The sequence below is a fragment of the Haloarcula hispanica ATCC 33960 genome (genome assembly GCF_000223905.1).
Lineage (GTDB): Archaea > Halobacteriota > Halobacteria > Halobacteriales > Haloarculaceae > Haloarcula > Haloarcula hispanica.
In genome coordinates this window covers 2901709-2924760 of record NC_015948.1, presented here as the reverse complement: position 1 = coordinate 2924760, position 23052 = coordinate 2901709, and the positions used below count along the sequence as shown (strand labels likewise).

Below are 23052 nucleotides of genomic sequence, written 5' to 3'. Positions count from 1 at the left end.
TCGCTGCGCTCTGGCTCTAGTCCCCGTAGTCTCCGAGTTCGCACTCGGCGGCCGGGCCGCCGTCACAGTCGTATCCGACCGCCTTCGTGACGCTGAGCAGGTCGTAGAACCGGCCAAGGGACTGCTCGGACTCGGAGAGCCCTTCGACCACCGGCACGCCACGCTGGGCCTGATGGTCACAGCGCCGCATTGTCTGGCTGCCAAGCCCGACCGAGTACTCGTGGTCTTCCAGTTCCCGGATAACCGCCGGCGGGTAGAAGGTGCCGGCCCGCTCGACGGCCGCGGCGTACTGGAGCGTCTGTGCGTAAGCCAGATGGGCCACGCCGGAGGGCCGCTGTGCGTTCCCGTACTCGGCGGTGAAGGCGTTCTTGAACTCGTTCGAGAGGTCAGACGAGACGCTGGTGTCCCACGCGACCGTCCCGACGACGCCGTCGAGCGCCTTCGAGGCGTTCTGTGCCACGATGCGGTTGTACAGCGGCACCACAATCCCCACCTCGTCCGGGAGAATCTCCTGGGCTTTTGTCAGCGAGTTCGCGGCGTCGAGTCCGTAGTGGTCGAGGAAGACGACCTCCGCGCCGGCGTCCCGGGCCTGCTTGAGCGGCTCCTCGTAGTCCGTCGTCCCGAGACGCGTTGGGATGCTCGTGAGTTCGACCCAGCCACTCGAGGTGAAGAAATCACGGATCGACGACTCCATCGTTTGCCCCCAGTTGTAGTCCGCGTAGATCTGGACGTACTGAGCCTCCCGGCCGAACCGTTCCTTGAGTACCGGAAGCAGCGCCTGTGCGGTCATGTACGCGTTGAACATCTCCCGGAAGCTGTAGCGGACACAATCCCGTCCCGTCGTGTCGTTCGAGTGGGTCAGACAGCACATGTACGGGACCTTCTGGGCCTGTGCGACGTCCTGCTGGGCGATGGCGACGGAACTGGACGAGCCGCCGGAGAACATGATGACGTCGTCTTGCTCGATCATCTCCTCGGCGTTGGCCGTTGCGACATCCGGTTTCGTCTCCGTGTCCGCGGTGACGTACTCGACGGTCTTCCCGAGCACGCCGTCGCCGCTGAGCACGTCAAAGGAGCGTTGTCCGACCCAGCCACCGCCCTCGTTGAGATGCGTGACCGCGAGCTCATACCCCCGGAGTTCGTCGCGCCCTTCGGCGGCGTAGGTCCCCGACTGTGGGACGTTGAAGCCGAGCGTGACCGTTTCTCCGTCGACCGGATAGTTCCCGAGCGGTGGATGTTCCGGTGTGTTTTCGGCTGTCGAACCCTCGCCCTGACATCCCGCCAGCCCGGCGAGCCCTGCGGTACTGACCCCACCGGCGATCTGTAGTACGGACCGCCTGTCAACTGCTCCCCCTCTTTCCGATCCCATACCAGCTTTTTGATGGTAAATATATATAATACTTTTTTCAATAGGAATGAGTGAACAATTAGCATAGAAGGCGCTGGTATCTGGTAGTGACGGCCTTCAGACTGTCTTCTCGGTGATTACATCCACCCTGGCCGTGCGAGGAAAAGGGGGAGAAGAGATAGGGGACCGATGTCAGTCGAGAATGTCGCTGGCTTCGGTGTCTACTGCGACGTCGGTATCGAGGTCGATATCCTGGATGAGCGCGACGAGGTCCTCCAGTTCGGGGAACGTGTACACGGTCATCCCGAGGTCGCCGTCGTCGACGGTGATACGCGAGTCGACGACGAACACCAGGTCGGAGTCCGGCCAGCCGCCCATCTCGTCGACGATGCCGTCGGCCGGCCCGAACACGAAGTTCGGTGTCCCCATGTCGATGGTCGTCTCCAGCACGTTGGCCCACCCGTCGATGAACGCGGAGGTCATGATGTTGCCGATCTCCTGCATCGCCGACCGTTCCATGTCGGAGAACCCCTCGCCCTCGCTTGGCTCACCCATTCCACCCATCATCGCGCTGGCCATCTGCTTGCTGTCGTCTGGTTCGAGCAGAAACAGGACGTAGCCGTAGGGCGGTTCGTTCAGTTCGACGTAGATGCCGACGCCCTTGTCGTCGCCGATGTGTGTTTTGACGTCCGCAATGTCGAGAAAATTGATCTGTGAGGTCCGAACTGTCGCGTCGAGCCCGGTCAGCTGCCCGAGGTTCTCCGCGACTGTCCCAGACCCCTCCTTTGCCATCTGATTGAAAAGGTCCAGCTTCCGCACGTCCACTTTCAAGCCCATATCTTCTGGAGCGGCGCGAGCGGCTTAACGCCACCGCCCCTCAACTGTCGGCCGTCTCGGGTTCGTACGGCCCCAGGTCAGTACACTCGCTTGCGGGATACTCCTCGCAGCCGTACGCGACGTCAGCCGAAAGCTGAATGACGTCGAGTACCTCGGGGCCCTGACTGGATCCTTCGACGACGGGAACAGGTCCCACCGACTGGTGATCGCATGCCCGTAACGTCGCCTCGCCGCGTCCGGCCTGGTACGTGGTGCCTTCGAGTTCACGGATGACGGCCGGCGGTTCGAACGTCCCGGCCCGCTCGACGGCCGCGGCGTACTGGAGCGTCTGCGCGTAGGCCAGTCGAGCCTGGTCTGACGGGACCCGGACCTGATCGTCGGCGTACGCCGCATCGAACGCCTCCGTGAACGCCGTCGAGAGCGGTGTCTCGATGCTGTAATCCCACGAAATAGTGCCGACGATACCGGCCATGTCGGCGCCGACATCGCGGGCCAGTTGCCGACTCACGATCGGCATGACGATGTCCATCTCTTCCGGGACTATATCCGTCGCCTGGTTCAGCGCGGTGACTGCGTCGCGCCCGCGGTAGGACAACACGATGGCGTCGACGTCAGTGTCCACGGCCTCCTGCAACTGCGGCCTGAAGTTCTCCGTTCCGACCCGCGTCTTCGTCGCGCCCATCTCGCTCCAGTTCTCCGACTGGAACCGGCGCTTGAACTGCTCGGACTGCGTGAAACCGAAATCCGAGCTGGCGTGCAACTGGTAGAACTCCGTTCGCCCGTCGAACCGCTCGGTCAACACCGGAGCCAGCGCGTTGGCGGCCATCCGACCGTTGTGCATCTCCTGAAACCCGTACCGCGAGCAGCCGATCCCCGTAACGTTCGTCCCCGGCGCGAACCCGAGCATGTGGACCACGCCGCGGGTCGGACAGTACTTGAGCAACTCCCGGGCTGTGTTCGTCGACCCGCCGCCGGCGACCATCACGGCACCGTCCTGCTCGACCAGCGTCTCTGCCACGTCACGGGCCGTTTTCGAACTGGACTCCGTGTCAGCTATGACGCTCTCGACCGTCCGGCCGAGAATGCCGTCCCCGGACAGCGCCTGCCACGCGTCGGTGTCGACCCAGCCGCCGCCCTCGTTGAGGTGGTCGATGGCCAGTTCGAACCCGCGCTGCTGGCCGGTCCCAAGCGGCGAGAACGACCCCGACTGCGGGACTGTGAAGCCAAGCGTCACCTGGTCGTCGTCGACCGGCTGGTTCGCGTACGCTGTGGCACTGCTTGTCGGCGTCGTGGCGCGACTGCCCCCGCCACAGCCAGCAAGTCCGGCGAGCGAACTCGCTCCGACGGCTCCGAGTAGCTCCCGTCGCGTCACCGTTGACCCCCGAGCATCCCAATCCATGATGAAAAATATATTACTACTGCTGTAATTAAACCTTCCTTCATCGCTCAATAGGTCTCCAAACCGATACGGGACGCTACTCACTGCTGTGGTTGCCAGTCGGAAAACAGGCGTCGTCCTCAGGCGTCAGTTCCGTCGACCGGGAACTGCTCGTGTTCGCACACCGTATTCAGTACGACTGACGTCGAGGCAGATCGGATATCCTCGTCGGTCAGCAGCGTCTTTATCCGCTCGTTCATCGACTGCGTGTCGGTGAACTTCCCGACGGCCACGATGTCGTGGTCGCCGGTCACTTCGTAGACCGCGATCATCTCGCGTCGATCCCGTAACTGGTCCACCACCCGTCCGAGCCCGTCGCCCTCGACGGAGAGCTGGAACACGGCGGTCACGTCGTAGCCCAGCGCCCCGTAATCGATGTCGACGGTGTATTCGTCGATCACACCGGTCGCCTCCAGGTCGTCCATCCGGCGAGACACCGTGGTCGCCGCGATACCGGTCGCGGCGGCGACGTCACGGGCGCTCGCCCGGCCGTCCTGGAGCAGTGCGTTCACTACCTGTCTGTCGGTATCATCGACCATTTCGTCCGCTCAGACTGCCTCTGGGCCTTCTTTGCCGGTTCGGACCTGATAGGCGTTGTCCACGGGGAGGACGAATATCTTGCCGTCACCTTTCTCGCCGGTATGGGCACCGTCGGCGATGGCGTCGACGACATCCTCCGCGGGGATGTCCGCGACCACCGTCTCGACTTTGACCTTCTGGTGCAGGTCGACGACGTACTCCTCGCCGCGCCACTGCCCCTTCTTTGCGGGCTGTGAGCCGCGACCGGAGACGTTCGTCACTGTCAGCGAGGGCGCGCCGACCTCGGCGAGCGCCTTCTTCACGTCGCCGAGTTTGTCCGGTCGAACCATTGCGACTACCATCTTGATTTCAGAGTCGTCGGTTTCGTCAGTCATCTTGGGAACCTCCGTCAGTACGCATGCTCGGGCTCACTTTACCACCATCGGCGACGACGCTCTCGCCACCACCGAACTCGGGGTAGGTCTCGACGCCGTGTTCGCTGACGTCCAGCCCTTCCTGCTCGTGTTCGGGCGTGACCCGCGCCTGGCCGGCCGCCTTGAGGGCGTACCAGACGACCCCGGTTGCGACAATCGTCCAGCCCGCGATGGCGGCGACGCCGATCAGCTGTGCGATAAAGGCGTTAACGACCGACCCGACCGTGCCGGACGTGGCGACGAACGGGAACAGCAGCGTGCCGAGCACGCCGGCGCTCCCGTGGACCGGGAAGACGGCACAGACGTCGTCGATTTTCATCCGGTTCTCGATGAAGCTGAACACGACCGGCAGCTGTCCGCCCGCGAGGCCGCCGACGACGATTGCGCCCCACCACGTCGTGGTGTCGGGGATCGCCGTGATGCCGACCAGCCCGGCGAGCAGCCCGTTTGCCACGTACAGGGTGTCGACCTTCCCGGTCTTCAGCCACGCGACCAGTCCGGCACCCATCGCACCGCAGGCCATCGCGATGGTCGTCGTCATCGCGACGCGGCCGACCGTCGCGAACGCGCCGAGGGCGAGCGATCCGTCCTCAACGACGAAGACGGTCGCCGCCGTCCCGACGTTGAAGCCGTACCAGCCGAACGCGAGGATGAGCGTTCCCAGAACGGCGAACGTCAGGGAGTGGCCCGGAATGACGTTCGCGGAGCCGTCCTCGTTGTACCGGCCCATGCGTGGGCCGAGGACGTACGCCGCCGTGAGGCCCGCGATGCCGCCCATGCCGTGGACGATCATCCCGCCGGCGAAGTCGTGGAACGCCTCGCCGCCGAAGCTGATGTACGCGCCGGCCCACGTGATCCCGGTGACGACTGGGTAGATGACCGCCGCCAGCAGGAACGTGTACGTGATGTACGCACGGAGCTTGGCCCGTCCAGCGACCGCGCCGGAGACGATGGTCGCCGCCGTCATCGCGAAGACGGCACCGAACAGCCAGCCGACGTAGTCGTTTGCGGCCCCTGCGCCGAAGGCGGGCGAGAAGCCGCTCCCGCCGACCAGGGCACTGATCCCCGAGCCGATCAGGAAGAACACCGTCACGCCGACCGACCAGGTCAGGAGGTTCTTCGTTAGCTGGTTCGCGACGTTCTTCGAGCGCACCTGGCCCGCCTCCAGCATGGCGAAGCCCGCGTGCATGAAGAAAATCAGGAACGATACCACCAGTACCCACAGCAGGTTAACCCCCTCTGCGAGTACGCTCGGATCTACCTGTAGTGCAGTGTAGCTCATTTCTAGCTCACCTGTTTCGTTTTCGTATCGACAGCCGTCTGCATGTCCAACTTTGCCCCACTTTGGCTCAACTTCTTCAACTCTTTCACGAGAAAGGCTCTGGTAACAACACTACATAAGGTTTGCCTTTATGAACACGGAAATTAGAGGGGATATGGTAGACGACCGTCCAGATTAGGGTATGATATTATGGATATAAGGTTGTTCTCCGTCAAGAAAGTCCGTATATGCACACTGGAATTTTGGACGTTTGTTGCCCCCAGTTCCGGCAAGAGGGGGCCAAATAGGCCGTTTTCCCTTGCGCGCGCTCCCGTCTGGCGGGTGTTGCCAGCGACAACAGGGTTATATCTCGCGAACACAGATTCGGATTCAGTATAAATGCCCGGGGATCAGTGGGGAGACGTGGCACAAAGTACCGATAAACTGTACAACTCGACTATGAATCGGAGGGACAGTAGCTGATTATGGCTTCAGACCACTATCCCTCCGTTCCGGACCAGTCGACGGCCGTGACAGAGGAGCGAGCGGTCGCAAACGCACAGGGCGCACTTGATGTCGTTCAGGCGGCGTCGGCGACCGTCGGCGAGCAACTCGCGGCGATTGACGACCGCGCAACGGCACAGGCGACCGACGCACAGCAGATCGCCGACGACGTCTCGTCGCTTTCCGCCACAATCGAGGAGATCGCTGCGACCGCGACCGAGGTCAGCGAGCAGAGCCAGCGGGCGACGGATGCGGCAAACGACGGCCGGGAGGCCGCATCCGACGCCATCGAGTCGATGGACGAGGTCCGCGAACTGGGGCAGGCAGTTGCCGCGGAGGTGGCCGCCCTGGAGGACCGGGTCGACCGTATTGCCGATGCACTGGCCGGCATCGACCGTATCGCCGACCAGACGAATATGCTCGCGCTGAACGCCTCGATAGAGGCGGCGCGGGCGAGCGACACCACCGACACAGACGGGTTCGCCGTCGTTGCAGACGAAATCAAGGGGCTCGCCGAGGAGTCCCAGCAGCAGGCTGCGGAAATCGAAACGACGCTGGCTGCGGTTCGCGAAGCCACAGACGACACCGTTGCACAGCTCAACGAGGCCATCGACGGAATCGACACTGGGGCCGAGCAGGTCACCACGGCGATGGCGCGGCTCGACGACGTGGCCGATACCGTCGCGGAGACGGCCGACGGCATCGCGTCTGTCTCGGCGGCGACCGACGAGCAGGCGACGACGAGCGAAGCGGTCGCCGAGCGGTGTGAGACGGTCTCGGACCGCGCCGCCGCCATCGAAGACGACCTCTCGGAGATACGCGCCGCCCGCTCCGAGCAGACCGCGATGCTGGACGAGATTGACGACGTACTCGCCGCTGCAGAGGCTGACCGGCAGGACCGTCTGGCGGACGCACCGACAGTCTCGACCGGTATCGACGGTATCGACGACCTCTGTGGCGGCGGGCTCGTCATGGGGGGCCAGGCTGTCTTCCGGTACTCTGACGGGACGCAGGTCGACGGCGCTATCGCTCAGTTGTGCGCGACGGCCGTCGCCGCCGGCCGGGCGGTCTCGCTGACGCCGCCCCCGTCGCTTGACCGGTCGACGCTGGCCGCTGCGTTCGCGGCGACCGACCGCTCGCTCACGGACGCACTCGACGACGACGCCCTGTTCATCCTCGATGCGTTCGGGAACTGGGACGCCCGGTACAACGTGTTCGACCTCGAACGGACCTCGCTGGCTGCCGCCAACGAGACGACGGCCACCAGACGGGACGCCCTGCTGGTCATCGTCGGAAACATTCAGGGCGAGATACGGATGATGGGCGAACAGGCGGCCAGGGAAGCCCGGTACGAGAACGACGACGGCGTCTTCGACCCTCACGACACAGTAGTCAACGTCATCAACGACGACGCGGTCCCGGCCACGCTCGGGGCGTTCTACTCGGGCGCTGCCGACCAGGAACTCACGCTGGCACGGACTGACGGCCGCGAGTACCTGACGCTCACGGCCTCGCCGCGTGGTACTGTGGGTGAGAAACAACCGGTCTCACAGCTGTCGAGCCCACCCTTCCTCCGAATCAGAGACAACTGATGTTCTGCATCGACGACACTGGTCGGTTCACGTTCGCGACGGACGAATTCGCCGCATTGCTTGGGCGGACGCCTGCCGAACTTGTTGGAACACCTGTCGAGGCGGTGGTCGCAGCCGAGGACCGTGAGCCACTGACCACAGCGAGACAGGCCGTCAACAGTGCGCCAGACCGGCTGACCGAAACCTGTCAGGTCAGGCTCCCGCAAAGCGACCTCTCCGGTCCGGTTACGATTGAGCTCACGACGGCAACCGACGGGTCTGTCGTCGGGACTATCTGTCGAACTGCCGGGGCGTCCGACCCCTTTCAGTACTTGTTCGACCTCATTCAGGACGCGGTCGTCGGCTTCGAAATCGTCAATTTCGTCCCGATTGTCCGCACGGTCAACCCCGCGTTCGTCGACACCTTCGGCTACGACCGCGAGGAAATCGTCGGCGAACCGCTCAACGACTACATCGTTCCCGGCGACCGCGTCGAGGAGGCGGTTAACTACGACCAGCGGACGGCCGCCGGGGAGGTCAACTACGCCGTCGTCTCTCGGGAGACGGCCGACGGCTGCCGCGAGTTCATCTATCGCGGGGTCCCGTACGACACGACCGACGGCCGTCGCTGCGGGTTCGCGATGTACACGGATGTGACCGACAGCCGGCGGCAAAAGCGGCGACTCCGCGTTCTCCACCGCGTCCTGCGGCACAATCTCCGCAACGAACTCTCTGTCGTGCTCGGGACGGCTGAATACGTCCGAGCCCACGCAGCTGACTCGTCCGTCTCGTTGGCCGCGTCTCGCGCCCTCGATGCGGCCGACCGCCTCGCCGCCGTCAGCGAAAAGGCCCGAAGCGTCGAGACCGCGCTCGACGGCGAATCCGATCAGTCGGTCGACGCGGCGGCGCTGGCTCGGTCCGTCGCCGACAGTTATCGCCCCGATACACCGGTCGAAACAGCACTCCCCGAGACACTCCCTGTCACCGGCGGGACGGCCGTCTACGACGCGCTCGACAACCTCGTCGAGAACGCGGTCAGACACACACCCGAGGGCACAGCCGTCCGAATCACAGCCGAGCGGGCCGGTGGAGACGCGTTCGTCCGCGTTCTCGACGACGGCCCCGGTATCCCCGCCGTCGAACGGGCCGTCGTGTTCGAGGACGCGGATATCACCAATCTCCAGCACGGGAGCGGCCTCGGTATCTGGCTCGCTCGGTGGGTCGCCGAGGCGGCCGGCGGCGGCATCGAGTACGAACGAGCCGACGGGTGGACGACCGTCTCGCTCAGGCTCCCGCTCTCCGATGCCGATGACGTTCTCACACTGGCTGACACCGCGGAATCCGAGGTTACACCGACGCGGAAGTGAGCGCTGTCCAGTCCGCTGTGACGCTAGCGCCTGAGCGCCGCGGTCAGCGCGATTGCGCCCAGCACGACACTCGCCAGCGCCAGCGGTGACAGCGGCGGGACGTTTAGCTGAAAGAGCAGGGTCGTCACCACGACGGCGCCTCCGACCAGCCCTGTCGTCCCCGCGACGTGCGTGAGTTCGACGGGCGTCCCGGGAGCCGTTCCGAGGTCCGCATAGAGGTCGATAGCCGCGTGTGCGAACGTCCAGGCCAGCACCGTCGCGCCGCCGGCGACCAGCACCGTGGTCGTCGTTGCCCCCTGAAGCGCGGCCAGCAGCAGCGCCAGGAACAGTGACGCGCTGGCGACGTCGAGCAGCCGGCCGGACTGAATCAGTTGCCCGCCGGCGAGCAGGACCACGCCGACGAGGGCGGCGGCGGTCGAGACTGCGCTGATGCCGGCGACGAACAGCGTCACGACGCCCGCCGCCAGCGCCGCACCGCCACAGACGGCTCCGGTTCGCGGTATCATTGGCCACCTCGCCAGGCCCGTTCGGTTACCTGTTCCAGCGGCTCAGTTGCGGGCCAGTCGTGGACGGCGATGCCGGCGGCTCGCAACCGTCGGAGCCGTTCGCGGCGTTCGAGCCGCGCCAGCCGGTGGCCTGCCGTGTCCGTCGCGGTCGGGTCGGGGCTCAGGACCGTCACCGGGTGACCGCTGGCGGCGAGTCGACGGACCAGCGCCTCGCTGTCGTCGTCACACAGCGGGCCGAGGAAGACGACGTTCGCCGCTGTCGGCAGTTGTGCGATGAGCTTCGTTGTGTCCGGTGTTCGGGTGACCGATGTCGCGGCGAACGCGCGGTCGGTCCTGAGCAGGTCCCGGGCCTGTTGCTGGTGCGCGGCGCTCGTGCCCGGTGCGAGCCACGCTCCGTGTGGCGAGTACGCCGCGACGCCGACCTCGTGGCCGTCCTCGGGGAGCCCCTCGACGAGGGCGACGGCAGCCATCGTCGACCGCTCGATGGCTGTCTCGGCGTCCGGACGCGGCGCGAGCGCGGCGGCTGCTCTGGCGTCGACGACCACCACGACCGTCGCGGATTGCTCGCGGCGGAACTCGACGGTCCGCAGGTCGCCGGTGCGGGCGTACTGATTCCAGTCGACGCGGGAGAGCGGGTCGTTCGACCGGTGCTCCCTGACCGCGTAGAAGGAGACCCCTTCGCCGCCCTCGTCGACGGGTACCGTCCCGGGTCGGCGGGCCACTGCGGGGACCAGCGGCAACAGCGCCGAACTGGCCGGCTGCTCCCAGGTGACGGTGTCGGGTTCGGTCGTGACGGACGTTCGTCGGGCGACGACGCCGACCACGTCCCTGACGACGACCGTCGCCGGGTCGAACACGCAGCGGTCGGTCCCGCCAGTAATCTCGTAGGTAATCGTCGTCGATGCGCCGGGCCGCAGCGCCGTCCCCAGCGACGCCGACCCGTCAACGACGCGGACAGAATCCGGCACGCCGTCGGCGAGCCGGAGGTCCGGAATCGTCCGTGATCCGTCGTTGCGGACGGTGAGCGCCACGGTGACCCGCTCGCCGAGTGCGGGTTCTGTCGGTGTGATGGACCGCTGTATCGACACGTCCGCCGCTGGCGGGACAGCGACCCGGTCGTACGCGCTCAGCGTGACGCCGAGCCCGCCCAGCAACACGAGCGCGGGGACTTGCCCCACCAGTCCGACGCCGACGGCGACCAGTGCGGCCCCGGCCAGCCCGAACCAGCGGCCGGTGCGGTGGACCTCGCTCATCGCTCCTCGTCGCGCCGTCGGAGTTCCGCCGTCGCGTGGGCGACGCGCCGCTGGAACGGACGGATACCCGAGAGCCACCCGGACAGCCGCGCCCGGAGCGATATCGGTGTCCCATCGAACAGTTTCCGAGCCGGCTCCCTGTCCGTCCACGCGCCGGACCGGAGCGCGTCCGCTGCCTCGTCGGGAGAGAGCCCGTCGCGCTGGAGGACGGTGACAGCGACCCCCTCGACGCGCCGCCGGATCGCTTCCTGTCCGGCTCCAGCAGCAAGCGCCTCGTCGATATCGTCGCCGGGGACCGTGACGTACTGGCTGTCTGTGTCCGGCAGCGCCATCCCGCGTTCGCTGTCGAGGGAGCGAACCAGGAGCGCGAGGAGCGCGACACCGCCAGCGAAGACGGCCACCGCGAGTATCGGGAGATCCGAGACAGCGCCCGAGGGCAACAGCGGCGCGCCGAGCGCGGCGAGGCCGAGGCCGATGGCTGTCGCGACGAGGCCAAGTGCCAACGGGAGCCGGCGCAGTGTCACGCCTTGCCCTCCCCGGCGGACCCGTCGGCGTCTTTGTCCGCAGAAGGCATCTCGTCGGGGCTCGCCGCGATATCGTCCGCGTTGTCGGCGGCCCGTTCCAGCGCCGCACGGGCTTGGGACTCCAGGTCAGCGTCCGGCCGCTCCCGGCCGTAGCGAACCCGCTCGAACACCGACCGGAGCGAGGCGACGGCGTCGGGGTCGGCCCCGGCCGCCGTCGCGTTCGCCTCGATGTCCTGCGGGGACGATGCATCGTCGTCCACGGTCACCGCATCTTCGAGGGCGGCCCACGCGCGGTACACGTCGTTGGTCAGGGGTACGTCGATTGCAGCCGCGCTATGCGAGGGGGCCTTCGCGGACTCCGCTGTTGCGACGGCTGGCGTTTCGCCGCCCGTCTCGTCGATGGTCCGGCTCTGACCGGCCAGCCGCCAGAGGACGACCAGACCCACTGCGAGGCCGACGGCGAGCGCACCGACTGCCGGGGCGGGGACACTCGGCAGCAGCGCGCGAGCGCCGTTTTCGCTTTCGGGTGGGTCGATGCTACCCGGCGGGTCGCTGAGGCCCTGTCCGTCGGGGTTGTCGATCTCGCTGTCGTCACGGGTCATCTCCGCCTGGTCGGACCCGGTGGCGGCGTCGAGGCTCGCGGCGCCGACGCTGAACGACAGCAGCGCAATCGCGGCGACAACCGCCACGAGGAGGGACTGTCGCTGCATACGGCCACTCCGCCCCTGTCACATGAATAGGTTAGGGACCTGCCGTTCGCTGGAACCCATGGGCGCGGTTCGAACGGGTACACACGGGGACTGGTCCCGCCTATAGTAGCCATTGAAAATCAATGCACACCTGATCGCACGACTGCAGTGCGATCAGTGTGTAAATCGTTTCAATTGTTACTATAGAGTTCGTCAGCGAGGTCCTCGGCGAAGTAGGTCAGAATGAGGTCCGCGCCGGCGCGTTTGATGGACAGCAACGACTCGTAGGCGACCGCTTCGAGGTCGAGCCAGCCCTTCTCGGCGGCGGCGTGGAGCATCGCGTACTCGCCGGAGACGTTGTAGGCGGCGACGGGGTGGTCGTAAGACTCCCGGATCTCCTTGACGATGTCCAGATACGGCAGGGCGGGCTTGACCATCAGCACGTCTGCGCCCTGCTCGACGTCGAGATCGACCTCGCGGCTGGCCTCGCGTGCGTTCGCGGGGTCCATCTGGTAGTGCCGCCGGTCGCCGAAGGCCGGCGCGCCGTCCGCGGCGTCCCGGAACGGGCCGTAGAAGGCCGACTCGTACTTCGCGGCGTAGCTCATGACGGGCACGTCGGTGTCGCCTTGGGCGTCCAGCGCCTCCCGAATCGCCCCGACCATCCCGTCGATCATGCCCGACGGGGCGACCATGTCGGCCCCGGCCGCGGCGTGGCTCGCGGCGATTTTCCCCAGCAAATCGAGCGTCTCGTCGTTACGTACCGTCAGCCGCGGGTTCTCGGCAGCGTCATCTTCGAGGACACCGCAGTGGCCGTGGTCGGTGTACTCACAGAGGCACACGTCGGTGATGACGTAGGCGTCGGTTTCACCGGAAATCCGGCGGGTCGCCTCCTGCACGACGCCGTCTTCGGCCCAGGCGCGGCTCCCGCGCTCGTCTTTCGACTCGGGGACGCCGAACAGCATCACCGCTTCGACGCCGGTTTCGAGGACCTCCTCGACGCGCTCGACCGCCTCGCCGACCGGGACCCGTTCGTGACCCGGCATCGTCTCGATTGGGACTCGCTCGTCGGTCGTCGCGTCGACGAACACCGGCGCGATGAGGTCCGACGCAGAGAGCTCCGTTTCGCGTACCAGCGGTCGCACGCCGTCGGTTCGCAGGCGGCGCGGGCGCTGTGTCAGGTTCATACTGCCATTTCAGACCGTGGCCGGCATGAACCCACCGTTTGTGTGCTTAAACGCAACCACTTTTTTGGCAGACGGAAGCCTATATCGGGGTAGTCGCTCTGTCGTCGGGGCCCGATTTACGAATACATCGGTGAACTGGCCGTATTATAGGCTGTAACTGAATATTCCGGCTAGTCTGGACAGTCAGGACACGCACTGCACACGAACCTGAGCGAAGCTCTCCCATCCACACACTGGCTTGTCCCGATCCATTTCTTACCGGTAGCATTGACGCCCAATAGGTGCAGAATACGCAACTCAGCAAGGAGCGACGGTATCACCGGACAGTCTTTCAGTCCCTGTTTTGGTTACGAGATAGCGGGCATAGTGCTCAGCGTCATACACTGCTTCGCCCTTTGCCGTCGAATATGGTCGTCTAACCCGAACAGTGAGACCACGATCTGATCGGTTTACGACGGTCACCTTTGGACCAACAGTGAATGAACCGACATCCCAGCTATCAAGACAACTCGCATTCTGAAGCCGAGCAGTCACATAGTCCGTTTCCGAGTTTAGTGCGCGTTCTTTGGCTTCAGAGACGTTTATTTGTGCGCCAATGGTTGGGGTTTCCTGACCACTGTCTACGGCCGATTCCGGCGTTGCTGGGCCGTCGGAAAGCGTAGAACATCCCGTGAGCACAAGGCTACAGACAATAGCGAGAAGTAGAGCCCTTTGATCGTACATACAGAGAAATAATTTATAACTGACAAATGCCTTGTGGGAAATCCCATCTTATGACGTGTCATCTATTGCCGCTTCAGCTGTACCCGCAGGAGTAGCTACCAGATACTGGGTCCTCGTGCACCGGTCTGGACAGTCACCAGATAGCAGGAGCCTGTGACGCCTTCGAGGGAATCTCCGGAAAGCAGTTCACTCGATGTCGACGACCTCGATTCGCTCGCGGAGCCACGCCGCCGCGTCGGCAACGGTTGCCGGGTCGTCACCGGTAATCTTCACCCGTCCCGGCGCATCGTCCTTGCGCGGATAGCTCCCGACGGCAACCGCGAACTGCTCGCGGGCCGCCGTGATGTGGGTGACCAGTGCGCCTTCGGGTGCAGGCGTGTGAATTGTCTCCGTCGTCCGGTCGCCGTCGAACTCGTCGGCAACGGTCTCGTACATCGCTTTCAGTTCCTCGGGGATACCCGGCAGGACGTACACGCGGTCGATGACACAGCCGGCGGCGAAGCTCTCGTCGGTCAGCAGCGCCTGCCCACCTTCGGGGACCGACGCCCACGCATCGAGGTCGAGGTCCATGTCGTAGCGGTCCACCATCTCGGGGTTGTCATCAGCGAACCGCTCGGCCTTCGCTTCGAGGTGTGCCCGCACGTCGTCGGGAACGACGAGGTCGCGGCCGAACGCCCGCGCCACGGCGGCTTTGGTTATGTCGTCGGGTGTCCCGCCGATGCCACCGGTGACGATGACCGCGTCGAAAGCGTCGTGATACCGCGCCACGGCGTCGGCGATGACCGCCTCGTCGTCGGGCACAGTCAGGACTCGGGTGACGCTTGCGCCGGCGGCCGTGAGCTGGCGGCCCAGCCACGACGCGTTCGTGTTCTCCGTGTCGCCAGCGAGCAGTTCGTCACCGACGGTGAGCAGTGCGACCTCCATCATCTCGCTGTGAGTGTCTGGCGGCGTTAAGCGTTTGGCTGGACGCAGGTGGACACAGACTCAGGTGTCGTCGGCCCGCTACGGACCGAATGAATATGAATGGTGTATAATGACATTATATCTAGTCTAGCCATATTTCGGTAACATACATATACTGGGTCCGGCAATTCAAAATCATGGTACTTGTCACCAATTGTGCCGATTGCGTCAAACGGGTGTACCCGAACCGAAGTCGCGTGCCGAGTACGGACCGCGACAGCGCTGACCCGGTCGACGAAGCGTCCACAACATCCGCTGGAACGCTGACAGACTGACGCTGCTGGCAGCACACCGCGTCGTCGCGCTATCGGGCTCGTCGCGGTGTGTCGTAACGGCAACTCTTGGCAGGTAGCTACAGCAATGGAACACAGCGATAGCACAGGGCCGGACCGCTCGCTGCTCCGTCGGCTTTCCAGACCGGTTCTCGCGTTCGTTGGACTCGTCGCCGCCGGTGTGTTCGGATTCGTCACGTTCGGTGGCGTCGGCGTCGTCAACGCCCTGTTCTGGCTGCTTGACCCCACGAGCATCGAACTCCACTTCCAGACCCACGAGGGGCCCGCGACGCTGGTCAAAGGCTACGCCATCGTGGTGCTGACCGGTCTCGTCGTCGCTGGACTGTGGATAGGTGAAACAGTGCTGTCGGCAGCCTTCGGCGGCCAGATTCAGCAGGAACTTACACGTATGCAGATTTCGCAACGACTTCAGGAACTGGACGACCACATCGTCGTCTGTGGCTACGGGACGTTCGGACAGACTGTCGCGGAGCAGATAGGCGGCACGGACGCACAGGTGGTCGTCATCGAGAAACAGACAGAACAGTACGAACGGGCGCTCGACGACGGCCATCTCGCGCTGGAGGCCGACGCGAGCCGTGAGGGCGCGCTGACGGACGCGGGCATCAAGCGAGCCGACACGGTCATCGGGGCGATTGACGACACGAACGCAAATATTCAGATTGCGGTGCTGGCGAGCCAGCTTGCGCCCACTGTCCAGCTCATCGTTCGGGCCGGCGACCGACAGGACGAGACCGTGGCCCGCCGCGTGGGCGCGGATGAAGTGATAATCCCCGAAGTCGTCAGCGGAAAACAGGTGTGTGAGCGGCTGTGACCACGGGTCAGACGTTACTCCTCGGATAGTTCGGATTCCAGTGTCTCGACCCGGCGTTCGAGTTCGGAAACCCGCTTCTCGTAGCCGCGTTTACCGTCGAGAAAGTTGTAGACGAGTACCATGCCAGCGGCTGGTAGTCCGATGTACACCGCCAGTACGAGTACCATGAGGATAAGTTCTGTTGCGCCGGGTAGTCCCGGTATCTGGAGGAGGGCCATGGTGAGCCTTTTCGTTTCAGCTACTTGAAAACTCACATCTGAGCGATCAGACTCCCGCTTCCCCGACCGCTTCAGCGAGTAGCTCCGTGACCCCGACGATTTCAAGCTCCTCCTCGTAGCCGCCGGTTTTGCGCCCGTCCTCGTACATCGTCATGCACATCGGGCAGGCAACGACGAACTTCTCGACGGCCGCGCCCGCCTCGGTGTCTTCGAGGGCCTCGCGCAGGCGTTCCTCGCTGGGTTTGCTCTCCTCTTCGAGGTCCATCCAGAGGCCGCCGCCGCCACCGCCACAGCAGAAGGAGTCGTCCCTGTTGCGGGGCATCTCGTGGAGGTCGGCTCCGGTCGCGCGGATGAGGTCCCGCGGGGCCTCGAACTCGCCGTTGTACCGCCCGAGGTGACAGGGGTCGTGGTAGGTGACGGTGTAGTCCAGTTCCGAGCCCGAGAGACCGAGCGCGCCCGAACTGGCGAGGTCGGCGACGACCTGCGTGTAGTGGAACACGTCGTCTTCGCCCCACTCGCAGGCCTCGAACTCGGGGTACTCGTTCATGAACGTGTTGTAAGCGTGGGGGTCCGTCGTGACGATGGAGTCGAACTCACAGTCCAGCATCGCTTCGGCGTTGTCCTCGACGAGCATCTCGTAGAGCCCTTCCTCGCCGACGCGGCGCACGTCGTTGCCGTCGGTCTGTTCGGCCTCGTAGAGGATGCCGTAGTCCACGTCGGCGGCCTCGAAGACGGTGGCGAGCGCCTGCGCAATCTTCTGGTTGCGCTCGTCGTAGCTCGGGTAGTCGCCGACGTACCAGAGGTACTCCACCGGTTCGTCGCGGGCGTCCGGCACCTCGAAGTCGAGGTCCTCGGTCCAGTCCGGCCGGGCGCGCTCGGGGTCGCCGAAGGTGTTGCCGTGCTGGAACACGTTCATCATCGCGTCCTGGACGTGTTCATCCATCTCGCCGGCCTCGGTGAGCCGGCGGTTCATCTCAGTGAACTGCGTGACGTGTTCGATGTCGACCGGACAGGCGTCCATGCAGGCCATACAGGACATGCAGGACTCCATCGTGTGGGCGTCGATGACCGAGGTGCCGCCGTCGGCGATGATAGGCACGTCCTCGCCGCCGGCGTCGCGCTCCTCGCGGTAGCGTTTCAGGTCGAGGATGACGTTCCGCGGGTCCAGCGGCCGCCCGGACGCTTTTGCCGGACAGACCGACGAGCACCGGCCGCACTTGGTACAGGCGTCGTGGTCGAGCAGTTGCTTCCAGGAGAAGTCGTCGATGTCGCTGGGACCGATGTCGTCGGGGTCAGCGTCGGCCGGGACGCCGGGTAGTCGCACGCCGGCTTTCTCGTCGCGGGCGACGAGGTTGGCAAACGACGAGAGCATGTGGAACGGCTTCGCGTACGGAATCCAGGCGACGAACCACAGCGCGACCAGCGAGTGGCTCCACCAGACGAACGGGTACGCACCCGCTGCCATTTCCGGTGTCATCCCGGCCATGACGAGCACTTCTTTGACCGACCAGCCGACGAAGCTCACCGTCTCGAAGGAGACGTCACGCACCGTCGAGGTGCCGAGAATACGGATGCCCTCGGTGAGGTAGCCGCCGACGCCCAGCACGAACAGCGCGCCCAGAAACAGGTCGTCCTCGCGGGAGGTGTGGCGGTCGTGGAGGCGGTCGAGCTTGCGACCGTAGCGCCGCCACAGCGCGACACCAACGCCGACGACGAACAGCAGCCCCATCGCGTCCATGACGAACGAATAGGAGAGGTAGAACTGGCCGACGAAGAAGGATTCACCGGTCAGCGGCCGATAGAGGTCCATGTCGATACCCAGAATCGTCGTCCCGATGAGCAGCGTCAGAAAGCCCCAGACGATGAACGCGTGCATCACGCCGGCGACGGTGTCGCGGTCCAACTGCTTCCGGTTCGACAGCGCCAACTGCGCCGCCGCGACCGTTCGCTGGGGCAACTCGTCCAGGCGGTCGAAGGGGTCATCGCTGCCCTGGGCATAGCGGGTGACGCGGTCGTACACACCGTACAGAAAGACGATGATGGCGAGCGCTGCCAGATAGTAGAACAGCGCTTTCCCCACGTCGCCGATACGCCAGAACGTCGGGCGCGTGGTCGTCTGGAGTATAGATGACATACGGTAACACGCGATTTGTGTCCGCTTAAATCTTGCCACGCCCCGTCGCAGTCTTGCGGGAATTAGGGACCTGTTGAAAGTTTCCTCGCGTTACGTTGCCCATCCGACAGATATATGACTCCCGAGAAGTAGTTTCATGTTCGATGGACGAGAAGACCGAAGAACTCCGTGACATCTTTATGGATGTCTCCGACGAGGAGGCTGTGACGGAGTCTCAGGAGGCGTCGAGAGGGTCCCTGGCCGATACTGACGAGGCCGGTGTCGCGGACCGACTCGGTGATGTAATCGCGCGGATGCGCGAGCGGTACGAGTTCCGAACCGACCTCGCCGACGAATCCCTGATAACAGTGGTCCGACTGTTCTACGAGGGGAGCGACGATGCGGCCATCGCGGCCGAAATCGGCGCGGACGAGCCTGACGTGGTGGAGGCGCGGCTGGACCTGCATCTCCTCCGCGACGAGGACACAGAGGCACCGTTCGACCTGGCCGAGTTCCGCCGCCGCGTCGCCGACGCCGACCCCGCTGTCACCGAACTCGCGGCCGAGTTCGACATCGACGAGTCCTGGGCCGCCCACTACCGTCGCGTCGTCGCCGCACAGGACGCCGCGCGCCGGGTCTCCCACCGGTTCCAGAGCGAGTTCGAGGACGTGCTCACCGACGCCGGGCTGTCGACACAGCACGCTGCCGGCCTCCGCGAAGACGGTCTCGACGAAGCCACTGAGGACATCGACTCGCTGGATTCCGGCGCTGACGTGTCGATGTAACTCTGGGCATTCTTTTACACTAGCTGTCGGCTGAGATGGCAGGGTTTTCTGGCTGTCCGAAACACGACCGTTCCGTCCCGCCGAACATTCTTGTAGTGGAACACGACCACGCAGAGCCATGCCGACCCACACGTTCCGAGAGCTAGAAACGGCCGCCTACTGCCCCCGGAAGCTCTACTACCGCCGCCGCGACGGGGCGAGCGAAATCCCCGACGAGATTGAATCGGTTCGCCGGCTCGCCCGTGATTACGAGCGGCTGCTGACCGACGACGCCGCCCTGCTGGCAGCCCCCATCGAAGTGGGTCCGGACGAGTACCGCGACCGGCTCAGAGGGCTTCGAGAGCGCCTGGCCGACTGGGACGCGCTGGTCGCCCCGGCGGCGACCGACGCGTATCTCGAAGGGAAGGACGCCCGCGGTATCGCACACAAGGTCGTCGCCGGGCGGGACGGTCCGGTCCCGTCGCTCGTCTTCGCCGGTCGGCCGCCCGAGGACGGTGTCTGGGAGCCCCAGACCGTGCGGTTGGTCGCCGCCGCGAAGGCGCTCTCTTGGGAGCGCGAGCGTGACATCGACATCGCCTACGCCGAGTATCCGGCATACGGCGTCATCCGGCGCATCGAGGTGAACGCACGGCGGGCCGGCGTCTACCGTCGGGCGGTTCGGACTGCCGACAGCATCGACGGCCCGCCCGGACGGGTACACAACGACGCGAAGTGCGAGCCCTGTGAGTTCAGCGACGACTGCGGGGTGAAGACGCGGTCGCTACGGTCGATGCTACGATAGGGCAGATAATCGCCCGGACAGCGGTGAGTGTCAGCCTTGGGCTTCGAGCCACGACTTGACGGCGTCAGCGTGTGCGCCGCGGCGGTGTATCGTTCCGGTGTCGACGTTCACCACCGTCGAGCCGGTCCCGCCGTCGGTTTCGCCGGCGTCGAGCACGACGGCGGCGCGCTCCCGGATGGTGTCGAGACCGTCGATGGTACGGGCGCTTGGGTTGCCGGAGATGTTGGCGCTGGTGGCGGTTAGCGGCCCGGTCTCGGCGAGCAGTTCGAGCGCGAGGTCGTGGTCGGGGACCCGAACCCCGACGCGGTCCCGGCCGGCGACCAGCACGTCCGGCACTGCGTCGCGGCGCTCGACGACGACGGTGACCGGGCCGGGGAGGAACTCGCGCATGAACGCCAGTTCGCGGTCGCTTGGGTGCGTGTACTCGCGGGCGGACTCGACATCGGGGACGGCCATCGACACCGGCTTGTCGCGCTCGCGACCTTTCGCCTCGAACACACGCTCGACGGCATTAGCATTGAGCGCGTCCGCGCCGAGGCCGTACACCGTCTCCGTGGGATAGACGACCAGCTCTCCGTCGCGGACCGCTGCCGCGGCGTCGTCGACTGTCGCCATCGTTAGAGCTGGGCTTCGACGTCGTCGTAGTCGGGGAAGTCGGGCCACTCCTCGGCGACCCACGCGTACTCGACGGTCCGGTCGCTATCGAGGACGAACACCGACGGGCGCGGTTCCTCGATTCCGGCCATCCCGTCGAGGTCCATGTCGATGCCGTACTGCTGTGCGACGCCGTTGGCCGGGTCCGAGAACAGCCGGTAGTCCCCCTCGATTTCCCGCTCTTCGAGCAGCTGCTTGTGCTCGTAGGGCGTCGAGATGGAGACGCCGACGACGGTGGCCTGCTCGTGCCACGCACGGTCGCGTATCTCGTTCCAGATGTACGTCGCCGGGAACGCGCCGTCCATCGCGTGGAACACGAGGACGACCCGGTCGCTGTCGGCACACAGCGACGAGAGCGACTCGTCCTCCCAGAACTCGTCGTTGACGAGCGGGCGTGTGAAATCCGGCGCGGTGTCGCCCTCGTCGGGATGGTCAACCGGGTCGAGGTCGACGACATCGAAGTCGAGGTCCATCAGGCCACACCCCCTGCGGTCTCCTCACCCTCGCCGTAGGTCCGCTCCAGATACGCGACGATGTTCGCGCTCTCGGACATCGTGACGCCGGTGTTCTCGTCGACGATGGCCGGGACGGTCCGCTTGCCGGACAGTCGCTTGACCACGTCACGGTCGGCGTGCATCGGCTCGACGAACCGCGACTGGTAGTCGAGGTCGTAGGCGTCCAGCTTCCGGACGACGCGCTCACAGAACGGACACGCCTGCAACCGGTACAGCGTGATATCGGACTCGCTCATACTCTGTGGAGTGATACGCGTGAAAGCCGGGTAAGGGCTTCGCTGACAACCCCTTCATGACAAGCCTTAATCCGCACCCATTACAACTTCGACCGTTGATGGCCCTGGATCCACCTGCGCCGTTTGAGCTGTCTACAGCGATGTTGCAGGGCGTCGAAATCGTCGGCGTCCCAATACCAAAAGACGCGGTGCTCGTCGCTGGTATTGTCACGCTCGTCGCACTGGTCGTCCTCTCGGCGTTCTTCTCGTCCTCAGAAATTGCGATGTTCTCGCTGCCTGCACACCGGACGGAAGCGCTCGTCGAGGACGCTGTCCCGGGTGCGAAGACGCTCAAACAACTCAAATCAGACCCCCACCGCCTGCTGGTAACGATTCTCGTCGGCAACAACCTCGTCAATATCGCGATGTCTTCCATCGCTACTGGACTCCTTGCGATGTACGTCGATAGTCAGGGGCTGGCTGTCGCCATCGCGACGTTTGGCGTTACCGCCGTCGTTTTGCTGTTCGGCGAGAGCGCGCCAAAGAGCTACGCGGTGGAGAACACCGAATCGTGGGCGCTGCGCATCTCCAAACCGCTCAAGGCTGCCGAGAAGGTGCTGCTCCCGCTTATCCTGCTGTTCGACTACCTCACGCGCGTCGTCAACAAAATCACCGGGGGCCGCTCCGCCATCGAGACCTCCTACGTCACCCGCGAGGAGATACAGGACATCATCGAGACGGGCGAGCGCGAGGGCGTCCTCGACGAGGACGAACGCGAGATGCTCCAGCGCACGCTGCGGTTCAACGACACTATTGCCAAGGAAGTGATGACGCCGCGCCTGGACATGACCGCGGTCGCCAAGGAGGCTTCTGCCGAGGAAGCCCTGGAGACGTGCATCCAGAGCGGCCACGCCCGCATCCCCGTCTACGAGGGGAGCCTGGACAACGTCATCGGCGTCATCCACATCCGGGACCTCGTTCGGGACCTCAACTACGGCGAGGCGGTGGCCCGCAACATGGACCTCGAAGACCTCATCGAGCCGACCCTGCACGTCCCCGAGTCGAAGAACGTCGACGACCTGCTGACCGAGATGCGGGCCGAACGCCTGCACATGGTCATCGTCATCGACGAGTTCGGGACCACTGAGGGGCTGGTGACGATGGAGGACCTGACCGAGGAGATTGTCGGCGAGATACTCGAAGGCGAGGAGGAAGAGCCGATCGAGTACGTCGACGACGACACAGTCACGGTCAAAGGCGAGGTCAACATCGAGGAGGTCAACGAGGCGCTGGACCTGGACCTGCCCGAAGGCGAGGAGTTCGAGACCATCGCCGGCTTCATCTTCAACCGGGCTGGCCGACTGGTCGAAGAGGGTGAGACCATCACCTACGACGGCGTCGAGATCCGCGTCGAACAGGTCGAAAACACGCGCATCATGAAAGCTCGCGTTGTCCGCCTCGAAACCGACGAAACCGAGTCGGTCGACGCCGAAGAGGTCACGGACTGAGCACTTGCGGGAGCAGTCGTTTTACGTCGGTCGCT

23 protein-coding genes are annotated in these 23052 nt (G+C 64.8%); 6 read left to right on the top strand and 17 right to left on the bottom strand.

Features of this window, described 5'->3' with window-relative positions; all coding sequences use genetic code 11:
* Nucleotides 1-16 precede the first annotated feature (16 nt).
* The 6 genes from HAH_RS14805 to HAH_RS14780 form a co-directional block, all read right to left on the bottom strand.
* The gene (locus tag HAH_RS14805; RefSeq protein WP_014041648.1) at nt 17-1369 is read right to left on the bottom strand and encodes a substrate-binding protein; all 1353 of its coding nucleotides are present in this window, start codon (nt 1367-1369) and stop codon (nt 17-19) included.
* Between the two features lie 171 nt (nt 1370-1540).
* Nucleotides 1541-2185, bottom strand: a complete 645-nt coding sequence (locus tag HAH_RS14800) for a chemotaxis protein CheC (protein ID WP_014041647.1) — start codon at nt 2183-2185, stop codon at nt 1541-1543.
* Between the two features lie 40 nt (nt 2186-2225).
* Nucleotides 2226-3584, bottom strand: a complete 1359-nt coding sequence (locus HAH_RS14795; RefSeq protein ID WP_023843464.1) for a substrate-binding protein — start codon at nt 3582-3584, stop codon at nt 2226-2228.
* A 119-nt stretch (nt 3585-3703) separates the two neighbouring features.
* Nucleotides 3704-4162 carry an HTH-type transcriptional regulator Lrp gene (gene lrp / locus HAH_RS14790; protein WP_014041645.1) on the bottom strand — a complete coding sequence of 153 codons (459 nt, stop codon included), beginning with the start codon at nt 4160-4162 and terminating at the stop codon, nt 3704-3706.
* Nucleotides 4163-4171: 9 nt separating this feature from the next.
* Nucleotides 4172-4537 (bottom strand): P-II family nitrogen regulator, encoded by a 366-nt coding sequence (locus HAH_RS14785; protein WP_004517663.1) that lies wholly within the window; start codon nt 4535-4537, stop codon nt 4172-4174.
* Complete coding sequence (locus HAH_RS14780) at nt 4530-5858, bottom strand: ammonium transporter (protein WP_014041644.1); 1329 nt, start codon at nt 5856-5858, stop codon at nt 4530-4532. Before HAH_RS14780 ends, HAH_RS14785 begins: the two co-directional genes overlap by 8 nt.
* A gap of 464 nt (nt 5859-6322) precedes the next feature.
* Between HAH_RS14780 and HAH_RS14775 the strand changes: the two genes are divergently transcribed.
* Entirely contained in the window at nt 6323-7933 is a 1611-nt protein-coding gene (locus HAH_RS14775; protein ID WP_014041643.1) for a methyl-accepting chemotaxis protein, read from the top strand.
* Entirely contained in the window at nt 7933-9279 is a 1347-nt protein-coding gene (locus HAH_RS14770; RefSeq protein ID WP_014041642.1) for a sensor histidine kinase, read from the top strand. The genes HAH_RS14775 and HAH_RS14770 overlap by 1 nt, the downstream gene beginning before the upstream one ends.
* Nucleotides 9280-9302: 23 nt before the next feature.
* Here HAH_RS14770 and HAH_RS14765 read toward each other — a convergent pair whose 3' ends face one another.
* From HAH_RS14765 to HAH_RS14740, 6 genes are all read right to left on the bottom strand, one after another.
* Nucleotides 9303-9785 (bottom strand): DUF7519 family protein, encoded by a 483-nt coding sequence (locus tag HAH_RS14765; protein ID WP_014041641.1) that lies wholly within the window; start codon nt 9783-9785, stop codon nt 9303-9305.
* The gene (locus HAH_RS14760) at nt 9782-11038 is read right to left on the bottom strand and encodes a DUF58 domain-containing protein (RefSeq protein ID WP_014041640.1); all 1257 of its coding nucleotides are present in this window, start codon (nt 11036-11038) and stop codon (nt 9782-9784) included. The genes HAH_RS14765 and HAH_RS14760 overlap by 4 nt, the downstream gene beginning before the upstream one ends.
* Entirely contained in the window at nt 11035-11562 is a 528-nt protein-coding gene (locus tag HAH_RS14755; protein ID WP_023843462.1) for a DUF7269 family protein, read from the bottom strand. The genes HAH_RS14760 and HAH_RS14755 overlap by 4 nt, the downstream gene beginning before the upstream one ends.
* Nucleotides 11559-12272: a DUF4129 domain-containing protein gene (locus HAH_RS14750; RefSeq protein WP_023843461.1), complete on the bottom strand. Its 714-nt coding sequence runs from the start codon at nt 12270-12272 to the stop codon at nt 11559-11561. Before HAH_RS14750 ends, HAH_RS14755 begins: the two co-directional genes overlap by 4 nt.
* Nucleotides 12273-12442: 170 nt before the next feature.
* A complete protein-coding gene (gene hemB / locus HAH_RS14745; RefSeq protein WP_014041637.1) occupies nt 12443-13435 on the bottom strand; it encodes a porphobilinogen synthase in 993 nt (330 codons plus the stop codon).
* A 909-nt stretch (nt 13436-14344) separates the two neighbouring features.
* Nucleotides 14345-15082: a competence/damage-inducible protein A gene (locus HAH_RS14740; protein ID WP_014041636.1), complete on the bottom strand. Its 738-nt coding sequence runs from the start codon at nt 15080-15082 to the stop codon at nt 14345-14347.
* 399 nt (nt 15083-15481) lie between these two features.
* Here HAH_RS14740 and HAH_RS14735 point away from each other — a divergent pair, with 399 nt between their 5' ends.
* On the top strand, nt 15482-16228 hold the full coding sequence (locus tag HAH_RS14735; protein ID WP_014041634.1) for a potassium channel family protein: 747 nt from the start codon (nt 15482-15484) through the stop codon (nt 16226-16228).
* Between the two features lie 14 nt (nt 16229-16242).
* Here HAH_RS14735 and HAH_RS14730 read toward each other — a convergent pair whose 3' ends face one another.
* Together HAH_RS14730 and HAH_RS14725 are read right to left on the bottom strand one after the other, a co-directional pair.
* Nucleotides 16243-16446 carry a hypothetical protein gene (locus HAH_RS14730; protein WP_023843459.1) on the bottom strand — a complete coding sequence of 68 codons (204 nt, stop codon included), beginning with the start codon at nt 16444-16446 and terminating at the stop codon, nt 16243-16245.
* Between the two features lie 46 nt (nt 16447-16492).
* Complete coding sequence (locus tag HAH_RS14725) at nt 16493-18580, bottom strand: (Fe-S)-binding protein (RefSeq protein ID WP_014041633.1); 2088 nt, start codon at nt 18578-18580, stop codon at nt 16493-16495.
* A 143-nt stretch (nt 18581-18723) separates the two neighbouring features.
* Here HAH_RS14725 and HAH_RS14720 point away from each other — a divergent pair, with 143 nt between their 5' ends.
* Together HAH_RS14720 and HAH_RS14715 are read left to right on the top strand one after the other, a co-directional pair.
* Nucleotides 18724-19344 carry a hypothetical protein gene (locus HAH_RS14720; protein ID WP_014041632.1) on the top strand — a complete coding sequence of 207 codons (621 nt, stop codon included), beginning with the start codon at nt 18724-18726 and terminating at the stop codon, nt 19342-19344.
* 118 nt (nt 19345-19462) lie between these two features.
* On the top strand, nt 19463-20125 hold the full coding sequence (locus tag HAH_RS14715) for a CRISPR-associated protein Cas4 (RefSeq protein ID WP_014041631.1): 663 nt from the start codon (nt 19463-19465) through the stop codon (nt 20123-20125).
* Nucleotides 20126-20155: 30 nt separating this feature from the next.
* Here HAH_RS14715 and HAH_RS14710 read toward each other — a convergent pair whose 3' ends face one another.
* The 3 genes from HAH_RS14710 to HAH_RS14700 are packed head-to-tail and all read right to left on the bottom strand — an operon-like array spanning nt 20156 to nt 21530.
* Nucleotides 20156-20740: an L-threonylcarbamoyladenylate synthase gene (locus HAH_RS14710; RefSeq protein WP_014041630.1), complete on the bottom strand. Its 585-nt coding sequence runs from the start codon at nt 20738-20740 to the stop codon at nt 20156-20158.
* A 2-nt stretch (nt 20741-20742) separates the two neighbouring features.
* Nucleotides 20743-21252, bottom strand: coding sequence for a redoxin domain-containing protein (locus HAH_RS14705; protein ID WP_014041629.1), 510 nt, complete (start codon nt 21250-21252; stop codon nt 20743-20745).
* Nucleotides 21252-21530: a glutathione S-transferase N-terminal domain-containing protein gene (locus tag HAH_RS14700; RefSeq protein ID WP_014041628.1), complete on the bottom strand. Its 279-nt coding sequence runs from the start codon at nt 21528-21530 to the stop codon at nt 21252-21254. Before HAH_RS14700 ends, HAH_RS14705 begins: the two co-directional genes overlap by 1 nt.
* 98 nt (nt 21531-21628) lie before the next feature.
* Between HAH_RS14700 and HAH_RS14695 the strand changes: the two genes are divergently transcribed.
* A complete protein-coding gene (locus HAH_RS14695) occupies nt 21629-23017 on the top strand; it encodes a hemolysin family protein (RefSeq protein ID WP_014041627.1) in 1389 nt (462 codons plus the stop codon).
* Nucleotides 23018-23052 lie beyond the last annotated feature (35 nt).